The following is a 13,031-nucleotide window of genomic DNA, read 5'->3' on the forward strand; positions in this document are numbered from 1 at the left end:
TTCGTTCCAGATTTGTTCTGGATTCGTGCCGAGTTCGCGCCCGATTCGCGTCGGGTTCGTTCCCCTCTCGCTTCGGATTCGTGCCGGATTCGCGCCGCGTTCGCCTCGCCCCCGCCGTCGATGCGCATCGAACCCGCCCTGACTTCATTCGTTTCGCCCGCCCAAGGAGACCTGCCGTGACCGTCCGCCGCTCTTTCTTCCCGCGCTCGCCGCTCGCCGCCGTGCGTCGCGCGTGCGCCGCCGCGCTCATCCCGCTCGCGTCGCTCGCGCTGTCGCTCGGCGCGCGCGCCGCGCACGCGCAAGACACCGCGATCTGCTACAACTGCCCGCCCGAATGGGCCGACTGGGCTTCGCAGATCGCCGCGATCAAGCAGAAGACCGGCATCCGCGTGCCGTTCGACAACAAGAACTCGGGCCAGGCGATCGCGCAGCTCATCGCCGAGCAGAAGAGCCCCGTCGCGGACGTCGTCTATCTCGGCGTGTCGTCGGCGTTCCAGGCGAAGGACAAGGGCGTGACCGCGCCGTACCGGCCCGCGCACTGGAACGATATCCCCGCCAACCTGAAGGACCCGCAGGGCTACTGGTTCGCGATCCATTCGGGCACGCTCGGCTTCTTCGTCAACAAGGACGCGCTCGACGGCAAGCCGGTGCCGCGCTCGTGGGCCGATCTGCTGAAGCCCGAGTACAAGGGCATGGTCGGCTATCTCGATCCGTCGAGCGCGTTCGTCGGCTACGCGGGCGCGGTCGCGGTGAACGAGGCGCTCGGCGGCGGCTTCGAGAACTTCCAGCCCGCGCTCGACTGGTTCCGCAAGCTGAAGGCGAACCAGCCGATCGTGCCGAAGCAGACCGCGTACGCGCGCGTGCTGTCGGGCGAAATCCCGATCCTGCTCGACTACGACTTCGACGCGTATCGCGCGAAATACAAGGACCACGCGAACGTCGAATTCGTGATTCCGAAGGAAGGCACGATCGCGGTGCCGTACGTGATGAGCCTCGTGAAAGGCGCGCCGCACGACGCGAACGGCAAGAAGGTGCTCGACTTCGTGCTGTCCGACGAAGGCCAGAAGCTGTGGGCGAACGCATATCTGCGCCCGGTGCGCGCGCCGGCGCTCACGGCCGACGTCGCCGCGAAATTCCTGCCCGCGAGCGAATACGCGCGCGCGAAGAGCGTCGATTTCGGCAAGCTCGCGGCCGGCCAGCAGGCGTTCGGCAAGCAGTATCTGCAAGTGATGCAATGAACGTGCGGCGCGCCGCGCCGCTCTCCCCCTGTCCGCACGAGTCGATATCACGATGTCCGATCTCACGTTCCCGTCGCGTTGGCGCATCGCGCTCGTCGCGCCCGCGCTCGCCGTGTTCGTCGCGTTCTGGCTGCTGCCGATGGTCTCGCTCGTGCGGGTGTCGGCGGACGGCGCGTTCGTCGACGCCTATGCCGCGCTGCTGTCGAACGCGCGCTACATGAAGAGTCTCGCGTCGACGGTCGCGCTGTCCGCCGCCGTCACGCTCGCGACGCTCGCGCTGTCGACGATCTCGGGCCTGCTGCTCGCGCGGCGCGAATTCGCGGGCAAGCGCACGCTGATCGCGCTGCTCACGTTTCCGCTCGCATTTCCGGGCGTCGTCGTCGGCTTCATGGTGATCATGCTCGCCGGACGGCAGGGCTTGATCGGCATGCTGTCGCAACGGTTCATCGGCGATCGCTGGGTGTTCGCGTATTCGGTCGCGGGCCTGTTCGTCGGCTATCTGTACTTCTCGATTCCGCGCGTGATCGTCACCGTGATCGCCGCGGCGTCGAAGCTCGACCCGTCGCTCGAGGAAGCCGCGCGCTCGCTCGGCGCTTCGCCGTGGCACGTGCTGCGCGACATCGTGCTGCCCGCGCTCGCGCCGGGCCTGGTCGCCGCGGGCGCGATCTGCTTCGCGACCGCGATGGGCGCGTTCGGCACCGCGTTCACGCTCGCGACCGATCTCGACGTGCTGCCGATGACGATCTACACCGAGTTCACGCTGAACGCGAACATCGCGACGGCGGCCGGTTTGTCGATCTTGCTCGGAATCGTCACGTGGGCGGTGCTTGCGCTCGCGCGCAACCTGACGGGGCAGGCGACGGCGGCTTCCGCGTGAAGCGGGCGCGACGGCGAACGAATCGTCGCTGCAATGGAAAGGAAAGGGAGGGAAAGAAGATCCGACGCCGGACCGCTCGAATCGGGACGCCGGGAAAGCGCGTCCTTGCCGGCCGGGTCGGATCGACGCGCCGCGGCCGCGAGCCCGGATGCGGGCGTCGGCCGCGCGTCGCGCCGGCGCTTACGCCTTCGCCGACGACAATTGCCCCTTCGGGTTGGTCAACCAGTTGTTCGCATTGACGACGAGCGTATTGGCATTGGTGAGCAGCGTGCTCAACGCGCTGCTGTTGATCGTGAACGTGCCGCCCAGCAGATTGAACGTGCCGTTGATCAGGTTATCGCCGCCGTGAATGCGCCGGCATTGCTCCATCGATATCGTTTGCATCGATTACTCCCTCCTCGTAGACAACAAAAAAGAGCGGGGTCGCCACTCTCGTTCCTGGTCATCAACAATCGCCCCGCAACGTGCCGCATGACACGCCGGCCGAAGCATGCCGTCGTACGACGCGCCTGGTGCTCGGCCCGTTTGCCCGGAGTCCTCAACACCATTCGGCGATTCAATATAGCGTAACGGCATGCGCGGCGACATCGGGGGAACCGGCAATTAGACGGATTGCTCGGCGTCGTTCCCGGCGATGCGCGCGGGCGTTGCGGCGGTCGCGCGCGCCTGCGCTTCCCTGTCGCGCTTCGCATGCGCTTCGAAACGGCTCGCGCACGTTTCGCTCGCACTTCGCTCTCGTTTCGCTCGCGTGATTCGACGCGGCGGCGGCACGGCGGAGGCCCAGCCTCGAATCGCCGCGCTCGCCACATTCGACGAATGCGGCACGGGTCGCGCCCCCGCTCTTCGTTCAAACGTTTAAAACTGTCGCGCCGCGATGCGCGTTCAATCGATCGTGCAAGCGGGCATCGCGTGCGCTTGGTCTGCGCTGGGTCTGCTCTCGGCATGCGCTTGGCGTGCGCACAGCGCGCCCATCGTCTGTCCGGCTCGCCGCCCCGCGCGCGCGCCGACGGCTCCCGTCGCGCCGTCATCAGTTCTTCATCGACGCCCTCGATAATCCCCTCGACGAAAACGTTTACATCGCTTCCGCACGCATCATGACGCCGACCTTCAAGGACGCCGCCGCGCTCGCCCGCCCCGCCGCCGCCGTGACCGATTCCGACGAGCCGCCGACGGTCCGCCGCCCGCGCCGCGCCGCGTTCGACTGGCTCGCCGCCGCGCAATGGGCGGTCACGCTCGCGCTCTGCGCGTTCCTCATCGTGCCCGTCGCGATGTCGGTGCTGGCCGGGCTCACGGTCAACTATTTCCGCGGGCCGTCGAGCGGGCTCACGCTGCGCTGGCTCGGCGAAGTGTGGACGCAATATCACGGCTCCGTGTTTCTGTCGCTCGAAGTCGCGGCCGCGACGCTCGCGATCACGCTCGTCGCGGGCGTGCCGGCGGGCTATGCGCTCGCGCGCAGCCGCAGCCGCGTGTCGCGCGTGATCGAAGAGGCGCTCGTGCTGCCCGTCGCGTTGCCGGGCCTCGCGTCCGCGCTCGCGCTCCTCTCGGTCTACGGCGGCTTCGCCGCGTTCCGCACGAGCGTGTGGTTCATCGTCGTCGGCCACGTCGTGTTCACGCTGCCGTTCATGGTCCGCGCGGTCGCGGCCGTCGCCGCGCGCGCCGGCCTGCGCACGCTCGAGGAAGGCGCGGCGAGCCTCGGCGCATCGTTCGTCACGCGCTTCGCGACGATCGTGCTGCCGAACCTGCGCTCCGGCATCGTCGCGGGCGCGCTCGCGGTGCTCACGCTGTCGATCGGCGAATTCAACCTCACGTGGATGCTGCACACGCCCGACACGAAAACGCTGCCCGTCGGCCTCGCCGACACGTACGCGTCGCTGCGCCTCGAGATCGGCAGCGCATACACGATCCTGTTCCTGCTGATGACGCTGCCGCTGCTCGTCGCGATGCAGCGCCTCGGCGTCGATCCGTCCGGCGCGCGCCGCGATGCGCGCAAGCGCCGCTGATTTGATGCCGTCATCGCGCGGCGCGTTCGCCGCTCAATGTGCCGCTCAATGTGCCGCTCAATTCGTGCTTCATTTCACCGCCTCTTTCTCCGCCTTCTCGCCGCCCCGCCGATGAAACTCGAATCCGTACCGATCACCCTGACCCGTTGCGCGAAGACCTTCCACGGCGCGCGCGTGCTGGAGCCGCTCGACCTCGCGATCGGCGCGGGCGAGACGCTCGTGCTGCTCGGCCCGTCCGGCTGCGGCAAGACGACCACGCTGCGCCTCATCGCGGGGCTCGACGTGCCCGACGCGGGCGGCGCGATCGCGTTCGGCGCCGACGACGTGACCGCGCTGCCGATCGAAAAGCGCGGCGTCGGCATGGTGTTCCAGAACTACGCGCTGTTCCCCAACCTGTCGGTGCGCGGCAACGTCGGCTACGGGCTGCGGATTCGCCGCACCGATCCGCGCGCGCTGCGCGAGCGCGTCGACGAGCTGCTCGCGATGATGCGGCTCACCGCGCACGCGGACAAGCCGATCGACGCGCTGTCGGGCGGCCAGCGGCAGCGCGTCGCGCTCGCGCGCGCACTCGCGGTGCGCCCGCGCGTGCTGCTGCTCGACGAGCCGCTCACCGCGCTCGACGCGCAGCTGCGCGACGCGCTGCGCCGCGAGATGAACGCGCTGCTGCGCGAGCTCGGCGTGACGACGGTCTACGTGACGCACGACCAGGCCGAGGCGATGGAGCTCGGCGACCGGATCGTCGTGATGAGCGCGGGGAAGATCGAGCAGATCGGCGCGCCGCGCGACGTCTACTATCGGCCGGCGACCCGCGCGGTCGCGCGCTTCATCGGCACGCTCAACCGCATCGAAGGCGTGTGGCGCGACGGCGCGCTCGTGACGACGGGCGGCAAGCTCGCCGCCGCGTCGCCGGCAAACGAGCTATTCTTTCGACCGGAGGACGCGCGCCTCGTCGATCCGTCCGGCGCCACGCTGCGCGGAGCGGTCGCGCACTGCGCGTTCCTCGGCGAGCGCACGCGCGTGACGGTCGAGCAGGCGGCGCCCGATGCGCTCGTCATCGACATGCCGGGCCGCGTCGACCTCGCGCGCGGCACCGCGGTCGGCGTCGCGATCGCGGCCGAGGGCCTCATCGCGCTCGCGTGACGGACGCCCCGCGCTCGATTCGAAACATTCAAGCGACGACGAACACAACGAGGAAGACGATGCTGCTTGCCCACATCAGCGATCTGCATATCAAGCGGCCCGGCATGCTCGCGTATCGGCGCGTCGACACGGCCGCGCATCTCGCGCGCTGCGTCGCGCGGCTGAACGCGCTCGAGCCGCGCCCGGACGCGGTGCTCGTCACGGGCGACCTGACCGATTTCGGCGACGACGACGAATACGCGCATCTGAAATCGCTGCTCGCGCCGCTCGCGATTCCGTACTACCTGCTCGTCGGCAATCACGACGACCGCGCGGCGCTGCGACGCGCGTTCCCCGATCGCGCGGAGCTGCAATCGGGCGAGTTCGTCCAGTACGCGCTCGATCTCGGTCCGCTGCGCGTGATCGCGCTCGATTCGCAGATTCCGGGCGCGAGCGGCGGCACGCTGTGCGACGCGCGGCTCGCGTGGCTCGCCGGCCAGCTCGACGCCGCGCGCGAACGCCCGGTGATCGTCGCGCTCCATCATCCGCCGTTCGCGTGCGGCATCGGCCACATGGACGCGATGCGGCTCGAGCCGGCCGCGTCGGGCCGGCTCGACGCGCTGCTGCGGCGCTTTCCGAACGTCGAGCGCGTGCTGTGCGGGCACGTGCACCGGACGATGTTCGCGCGCTTCGGCGGCACGATCGCGTCGGCGGTGCCCGCCCCCGCGCATCAGGTCACGTTCGACCTGCGCGACGACGGGCCGTCGTCGTTCTCGATGGAGCCGCCCGCGTTCGCCGTGCATCGCTATGCGCCGGACGCGGGGCTCGCGTCGCATCACGTGTATGTCGATGCGAGCGACGGGCCGCATCCGTTCTTCGAGACGACGGGGGCGTTGATCGATTGAGCGACCGGGTGGGGGGTGATCCGTTTGGCGGTTTGGCGGTTTGGCGGTTTGGCGGTTTGGCGGTTTGGCGGTTGGCGGTTGGCGGTTGGCGGTTGGCGGTTGGCGGTTGGCGGTTGGCGGTTGGCGGTTGGCGGTTGAACGATTCAGCGATTCAGCGATCGACTGGTCGGATCACCGATTGATCGCCTGAGCGATGCCATTACGCGCAGCAAGCGCGTCGCCGCGCATGTGCGCGCTTCTGCCGGGCCGCGCAGAACGGTGCCGCGACATCGGGCCGCATAGGCCGCCGTACATCCCGTCCAGCAACCCACATCGCACACATCGCACTTCGCATAGCGTGCGGCATACGGTTTGCGACATGCTCATACGGAATGCGAAATGCGATGTGCGATGTGCGATGTGCGATGTGCGATGTGCGATGTGCGATGTGCGGTCTGCGGTCTGCGGTCTGCGGTCTGCGGTCTGCGGTCTGCGGCGTGCGGCGTGCGGCGTGCGGCGTGCGGCGTGCGGCGGCATCATGATCACCCACGCGACAAACACCGGGAGCACGCACGCTCACGTGTAGGCTGACGTGTACGCCGTCGTCCACGCGGCGAACATCCGGGCAATACCGTCTACCGCTCATCGCTCAGCGCTCTTCACCCACCGCCCTTCACTCCAGCCGGCCGGCATCGCGCCCCCGCACGAGCCGGCCGTTTCATGCCGAAGCCGCTATCAGCGCGCCCCGCTCGTCCGGTCGATGACGGCGAGCAATTCGGCGAGCGCCTGCTTGCACGCGCCGGCCTGCGGCCGGTCGGCGCGCAGCGCGGCGAGCGCGCGATCGATCGCCTTGTCGACCGCGTGCCAATCCGCCGCCGCGCGCGGCTTGAGCGACGGCTCCGCGTCGTCCCACGACGTTTCCAGATCCTTGATGCGCGCCTTCGCGCCGGCGAGATCGCCCTTGTCGACGAGCTTCGCGGTGTCGACGGCGATCGCGCGGAACGGCGACAGATCGCCGAGCTTCGAGACGGTCGCGGCTTCGGCCGCGCTCGGCGCGACGCCTGCGGGCGACACGGCGCCGATGCCGAATGCGGCGGCCGCCAGCGCGGGCGCGACGGCGAATGCGATGAGCTTGCGCTTGATCATGTTCAATCTCCTGGTGGTGAATGTGAACGAAACGGATGAATGCGACGCCGGCCTCGGTTGCGAAAGCGACATCGACATCGACATCGACATCGACATCGACATCGACAACGACAACGACTGCGACTGCGACGGCGACGACGACAGCAACAACATCACCGTCCGCGCGCCGGCGCCCCGAGCCGATCCGCGCGCGCCGCGGCGACGCTCAGCCCCGCGACGAGCACGACGATCACCGCGAGAAACATGGCGCTCGTCTTGATCGTGCCGAGCCCGAGGCCGCCGTACGCTTGCGCCTGCGACAGGAAATCGCCGAGCGACGCGCCGAGCGGGCGCGTGAGGATGTACGCGAGCCAGAACGCGAGCACGCGGTTCATCCCGCCGAGGGCGGCCGCCGCGACGAGCGCGATCGCGCCGCCGAACGCGACGATCCCGAGCCGGAATCCGAGGCCGAGCGCCTCGGTCGCGAGATCGCCCGCCGCCGTGCCGAGCGCGAACGTCAGCAGGATCGCGGCCCAGTAGAACCCTTCGCGGCGCGGCGTGACGATCGTATGGATCGACAGCGTCCGCTCGCTGCGATACCAGAGCGCGAACGTCGCCGCGAGCGCGGCCGCGAACAGCGGCGTGCTGACGTAGAGGCTGACGCCGAGGCCGTCGGTCAGCGCGTCGGTGATCTGCGTGCCGACGACGCTGACGAGCACGATGGTCAGCCAGTAGATCCACGGCACGTAAGCGCGCGCGCGCCATTGCAGCGCGAGCGCGCAGATCAGCAGGCCGGACATCAGCGCGCCCGTGACGGCGGCGCCGAGCCCGACGTGCACGGCGAGATAGTCGGCGCCGGTCTCCCCGACCGTCGTCGACATGATCTTGACGATCCAGAACGCGAGCGTGACTTCCGGGACTTTGTTGAGCATGCCTGCGGCTGCAGGCGGACGGGCTGGCTGGTTCAATCGGATTCTCCTGGTCGCGCCGGTTGCGCAGAGCGAGCCGGATTCCGGCAACGGCGGCGCGGCGAATGACGAACGCTCCCACGGCTCGCTCGGACGCCACTATGCAGGCCGGCCGCTTAAGGCGACATTAACGAGGCGGCGGGCGGCCGCCGGGCCGCGAACGCGCCGCCCGCCAGCAGAGTTTCGGGACGTCCGGTATGATCGGCGCTCGCGGCATTTCGCCTCCCCTGTTTCGATCGACGACGCGGTCCGCGCGCGCCGTGCGCGCCGCGTTTCGCCCACACGCACCATGCCCTCGCAGCCCCGCCCTCGCGCCGACGCGCCCGACCGCTATTCGCGCAGCCTGTTGCTGCTGCTCGCGACGATCGCGGGCGTGTCCGTCGCCAACATCTATTACAACCAGCCGCTCCTCGACGCGTTCCGCGCGTCGTTTCCGGGCAGCGCGTCGTGGATAGGCGTCGTGCCGACCGCGACGCAGCTCGGCTACGCAACCGGCATGTTCTTGCTCGCGCCGCTCGGCGACCGCTTCGACCGGCGCAAGCTGATCCTGCTGCAGATCGCCGGGCTCTCGGCCGCGCTCGTGATCGCCGCGGCCGCGCCGACGCTCGCCGTGCTCGCCGCCGCGAGCCTCGCGATCGGCATCCTCGCGACGATCGCGCAGCAGGCGGTGCCGTTCGCCGCCGAGATCGCGCCGCCCGCCGCGCGCGGGCAGGCGGTCGGCACCGTGATGAGCGGGCTCCTGCTCGGCATCCTGCTCGCGCGCACGGCGGCGGGCTTCGTCGCCGAATATTTCGGCTGGCGCGCGGTGTTCGCCGCGTCGGTCGCGGCGCTCGCCGCGCTCGCGGCCGTGATCGTCGCGCGCCTGCCGCGCAGTTCGCCGACGTCGACGCTGCCGTACGGCAAGCTGCTCGCGTCGATGTGGCAACTCGCGCGCGAGTTGCGCGGACTGCGCGACGCGTCGATGACGGGCGCGGCGATCTTCGCGGCGTTCAGCGCGTTCTGGCCCGTGCTCACGCTGCTGCTCGCGGGCGAGCCGTTCCATCTGGGGCCGCAGGCGGCGGGCCTGTTCGGAATCGTCGGCGCGGCGGGCGCGCTCGCCGCGCCGTATGCGGGCCGCTTCGCCGACAAGCGCGGGCCGCGCGCGATCATCACGCTCGCGATCGCGCTGATGGCCGTGGCGTTCGTGATCTTCGCGATGTCGGGCCGCAGCCTCGTCGGCCTCGTGATCGGCGTGATCGTGCTCGACGTCGGCGTGCAGGCCGCGCAGATCTCGAACCAGTCGCGCATCTACGCGCTGAAGCCCGATGCGCGCAGCCGCGTGAACACGGTCTACATGGCCTGCTATTTCATCGGCGGCGCGATCGGCTCGTCGGCGGGCGTCGCCGCATGGCGCGCGATGGGCTGGATCGGCATGTGCGCGGTCGGCCTGCTGTTCTCGGCCGTCGCGGCGATCGTGCATTACCGCGGCCGCGCGAGCGGGCAGTAACCGCCCGGCGCGGCGGCGCACGGCCGCCGCATGCCGCATGCCGCACGACTCAGGGATTCACGGATTCACGGATTCACGAGTTCACGAGTTCACGGGTTCACGGGTTCACGATGCACGCCACACGAAGCATGACGCACGACGCCTCGCGCCGCTTTCGCCTCGTGCTCCGCGCCGCGCATCGTCGCGACGCTACCCGCGGCGTTATTGCATCCGCTTGCGCGCCGGATCGAACGCGAACGACAACCCGACGCTGCCGAGAATCGCGACGGTCGCGATCACGGTCGCGAGCGTGACGGGCTCGCCGAGCAGCAGCGCGCCGAGCGCGACCGCGACGACCGGATTCACGTACATGCAGCTGCTCGCGATGATCGGGCTCGTGTGACGGATCAGGTAGCCGTACGCGACGTACGCGGCCATCGTGCCCGCGAGCATCAGGTAGACGAACGCGACGCCGGGCACAAACGCGACGTGCTCGATGCGCTCGCCGAGCACCCATGCGATGCAGGTGGACGCCGCGCCGCCGAGGCCGATCTGCAGCGCGGTCGACAGGAACAGGTCGTGCGGCAGCGCGAGCCGCGCGGCGAGATGCGCGCCGCCCGCCCAGAAGAGCGCGCCCGCGAGCACGGTGATGCTGCCGAGCGTCGAGCCGGGCGACGACGGCCCGCCCGAATTCAGCACGACGATCCCGACCATCCCGAGCGCGACGGCCGCCCATTCGCCGCCCGTCACGCGCCGCCCCGCGACCGATGCGATCACCGTCGCGAAGAGCGGCACGGTCGCGACCATCACGGCGGCCGAGCCGCTGCTGACAGTGCGCATCCCGAGCGCGATGAGGCCGGACGACATCGTGACGAGCATCGTGCCGACGAGCGCCGCGTTGCGGATCTCGACGAGCGTCGGCCGCACCGGGCGCCGCCGCATCGCGAAGATGAAGAGCCCGATTCCCGCGAGCAGGTTGCGCAAGCCGGACAGCAGCAGCGGCGGAAACGATTCGAGCGCGACGTGCAGCGCGAGATACGTCGAGCCCCACGCGAAATAGATGAACGTGAGCGCGAGCGCGACGCGGCCGCCGCGGCTTTGCGGCAAACGGAGCGGACGGCGTGCGAGGAACGCGAGGGGGCGATCGAACGGCGTCATCGGTCAGCGTGCCCGCACGGAGTGACGCGTGCCGTGCCGCGCGTTCGCGCGCAAAGCGGCGCGACTGCCGGCGAGCGGCCCCGATATATCCGGAATGACGAGAGACGGCGGCGTGCGAAACGACGAATCGGAGCGTGCGGCGGCGAACATGACCGAAAAAGGCGAACGGACTCGAATGAATATGTGCGCGGCCGGACGGCCGCATACCGCCAGCATTATGCATTAAGGAATGGAAAACGAATGCCGGCGCGAATCGAACGCGCGCTCGGTGACGCGTCGGCGCGACATTTCATTCGCGGCACACCGGCGTTTTCGTTTTTCGACCGTCGAGACGAAGCCGCAAAAACACGAGCGGCGCGAGCCACGCATCGCCCCGCCCGCGCGGCGTCGCCCGAGCGCGTCACGACCCGCCGAACCAGTTGTAGCCCTGGTCGACCCAATATCCGCCCGGATACGTATTGGTGACGAATATCTCCATGATGTGCTTCGGATTCTTGTAGCCGAGCTTGGTCGGCATGCGCAGCTTCATCGGAAAACCGTATTCGGGCGGCAGGCGCTTGCCGTCGTATTCGAACGTCAGCAGCGTTTGCGGATGCAATGCGGTCGGCATGTCGATGCTCTCGTAATAATCGTCCGCGCATTTGAAGCCGACGTATTTCGCGGTCGTGTCCGCGCCGGCGCGGCGCAGGAATTCGCGAAACGGCGTGCCGCCCCAGCGCCCGATCGCGCTCCAGCCCTCGACGCAGATGTGCCGCGTGATCTGCTCCGCGTGCGGCAGCGCGTACAGCTCCGGCAGCGTCCAGCTGCGCTTGCCCGTGACGAGCCCCGACACGGCGAGCCGAAAATCGTCGGCGCTGACGCGCGGCACGTCGTCGATGCCGTAGAACGCGTTGAACGGAAACGGGCGCGTGATGTCGGCTTCGGCGTACGTCGGCGCGAGCCGCGTCGGGCCGAACAGCCACGCCTGCACGCGATCGTTCGCGCGCGACACCTTCTCGAGAAAATCGTCGACCGACGCGTCGTCGCGCAGCGTGCAGCCCGTGAGCATCGCGAGGCCGCCGAGCGTCAGCACGCGCTTGCCGAAGAGGCGCCGCGACGGCAGCGCGAGCTCCTTGCGCACGTCGATCAAGAGCGACGCGCGATCGATCCGCGCAAGGTCGCCCGCCGGCTTTTTCCTGTCGCTTTTGGACATGATGAGTGACTCCTTTTAGTGTCCGTGCAGCATCGCGACGAGCGAGCGCGGAACGAGCGCCGCCATCGCGACATGCACGACGAAGAACGCGACGAGAAACGCCATCGCCCAGAAGTGCACGACGCGGGCGTTGTCGTAGCCGCCGAGCAGCTCGCGCAGCAGCGGAAACTGCACCGATTTCCAGATCACGAGCCCGGACAGCACGAGCAGCACGAGATCGGCGATCGCCGCGACGTACGCCGCGCGCTGGACCGCGTTGTAGACGGACAGATCGTCGTGCGACAGCCGGCCGCGCAGCGCATCGCGCAGATCGCGCGCGACGCCCGTCGCGCTGAGCGGCAGGAACTTGCGCTTGAAGCGCCCGGTCGCCGCGCTCATCGTCAGATAGAACACGCCGTTGAAGAACAGCAGCCACATCGCGGCGAAGTGCCATTGCAGCGCGCCGCCGAGCCAGCCGCCGAGCGTCGCGCCGCGCGGGAACGTGAAGCCCGCGTAGATCGGCGACGCGTCGTAGATCCTCCAGCCCGACAGCGCCAACGTCACGGCCGCGATCGCGTTGAGCCAGTGGCTCGCGCGCACCCACAGCGGATGAATCGGGCGGCGCGGGCGGGAAGCGGACGTTGCCGCGTCCGTCGCTTGCGCGTCCGTCGGTGCCGGGTTCGCCGCGCGGGGCGGCGCGTGGTGCATGGCGTGTGGCATTGCGCCGGCCGCTCCGCGGGCCATCGCGGGGGCCGCGGCATCGGTCATTGCGCCGGGCGTCGCGCCGGTCGTTGCATCGGCCTTCGCGTCGCCGGTTGCGCCGGCCACCGCGCGCACCTTCCCGCACACCTTCCCGCGCACCTCCGCGTCAGCCGCCGCGCTCGTCGACGCGCCGGTCGACTCACCCGCCCCCGCGTCCGCCCGCGCGCCGGTCGCGGCCCTGGTCCACGCGCCCTTCGCGCCCTTCGCGCCCTTCGTCGTTATTGCGTTCATTGGCGATGCCCTCCTTCGTTGGTCGATGGCGCG

12 protein-coding genes are annotated in these 13,031 nt (G+C 69.5%); 6 read left to right on the plus strand and 6 right to left on the minus strand.

The window, feature by feature from the left end; genetic code table 11:
* Positions 1 to 176: 176 nt before the first annotated feature.
* Complete coding sequence (locus WT60_RS13435) at positions 177 to 1,238, plus strand: ABC transporter substrate-binding protein (RefSeq protein WP_059575352.1); 1,062 nt, start codon at positions 177 to 179, stop codon at positions 1,236 to 1,238.
* A 52-nt stretch (positions 1,239 to 1,290) separates the two neighbouring features.
* Entirely contained in the window at positions 1,291 to 2,115 is an 825-nt protein-coding gene (locus WT60_RS13440) for an ABC transporter permease (RefSeq protein ID WP_059575350.1), read from the plus strand.
* A 180-nt stretch (positions 2,116 to 2,295) separates the two neighbouring features.
* Here the strand turns inward: WT60_RS13440 and WT60_RS34475 are convergent, their stop codons facing one another.
* Positions 2,296 to 2,499, minus strand: a complete 204-nt coding sequence (locus WT60_RS34475; RefSeq protein ID WP_038744802.1) for a hypothetical protein — start codon at positions 2,497 to 2,499, stop codon at positions 2,296 to 2,298.
* 710 nt (positions 2,500 to 3,209) lie between these two features.
* Here WT60_RS34475 and WT60_RS13450 point away from each other — a divergent pair.
* The 3 genes from WT60_RS13450 to WT60_RS13460 all read left to right on the plus strand — a co-directional run bounded on the left by WT60_RS13450 (position 3,210) and on the right by WT60_RS13460 (position 6,139).
* Entirely contained in the window at positions 3,210 to 4,115 is a 906-nt protein-coding gene (locus WT60_RS13450) for an ABC transporter permease subunit (protein WP_059646500.1), read from the plus strand.
* Between the two features lie 111 nt (positions 4,116 to 4,226).
* Entirely contained in the window at positions 4,227 to 5,255 is a 1,029-nt protein-coding gene (locus WT60_RS13455; protein ID WP_038744799.1) for an ABC transporter ATP-binding protein, read from the plus strand.
* A 59-nt stretch (positions 5,256 to 5,314) separates the two neighbouring features.
* Entirely contained in the window at positions 5,315 to 6,139 is an 825-nt protein-coding gene (locus WT60_RS13460) for a phosphodiesterase (RefSeq protein WP_038744798.1), read from the plus strand.
* A 714-nt stretch (positions 6,140 to 6,853) separates the two neighbouring features.
* Here the strand turns inward: WT60_RS13460 and WT60_RS13470 are convergent.
* Entirely contained in the window at positions 6,854 to 7,264 is a 411-nt protein-coding gene (locus WT60_RS13470; protein ID WP_038744838.1) for a hypothetical protein, read from the minus strand.
* A 152-nt stretch (positions 7,265 to 7,416) separates the two neighbouring features.
* Complete coding sequence (locus WT60_RS13480) at positions 7,417 to 8,175, minus strand: hypothetical protein (protein ID WP_059669758.1); 759 nt, start codon at positions 8,173 to 8,175, stop codon at positions 7,417 to 7,419.
* Between the two features lie 325 nt (positions 8,176 to 8,500).
* Here WT60_RS13480 and WT60_RS13485 point away from each other — a divergent pair, with 325 nt between their 5' ends.
* Positions 8,501 to 9,697, plus strand: a complete 1,197-nt coding sequence (locus WT60_RS13485) for an MFS transporter (RefSeq protein WP_038744796.1) — start codon at positions 8,501 to 8,503, stop codon at positions 9,695 to 9,697.
* Between the two features lie 201 nt (positions 9,698 to 9,898).
* Here WT60_RS13485 and WT60_RS13490 read toward each other — a convergent pair whose 3' ends face one another.
* From WT60_RS13490 to WT60_RS13505, 3 genes are all read right to left on the minus strand, one after another.
* A complete protein-coding gene (locus tag WT60_RS13490) occupies positions 9,899 to 10,834 on the minus strand; it encodes an EamA family transporter (RefSeq protein ID WP_038744795.1) in 936 nt (311 codons plus the stop codon).
* Between the two features lie 400 nt (positions 10,835 to 11,234).
* Positions 11,235 to 12,026, minus strand: a complete 792-nt coding sequence (locus WT60_RS13500) for a molybdopterin-dependent oxidoreductase (protein ID WP_059646484.1) — start codon at positions 12,024 to 12,026, stop codon at positions 11,235 to 11,237.
* Between the two features lie 15 nt (positions 12,027 to 12,041).
* The gene (locus WT60_RS13505) at positions 12,042 to 12,998 is read right to left on the minus strand and encodes a cytochrome b/b6 domain-containing protein (RefSeq protein ID WP_060356780.1); all 957 of its coding nucleotides are present in this window, start codon (positions 12,996 to 12,998) and stop codon (positions 12,042 to 12,044) included.
* Positions 12,999 to 13,031 lie beyond the last annotated feature (33 nt).

The organism is Burkholderia sp. MSMB617WGS, assembly GCF_001532025.2.
Classification (GTDB): Bacteria; Pseudomonadota; Gammaproteobacteria; order Burkholderiales; family Burkholderiaceae; genus Burkholderia; species Burkholderia savannae.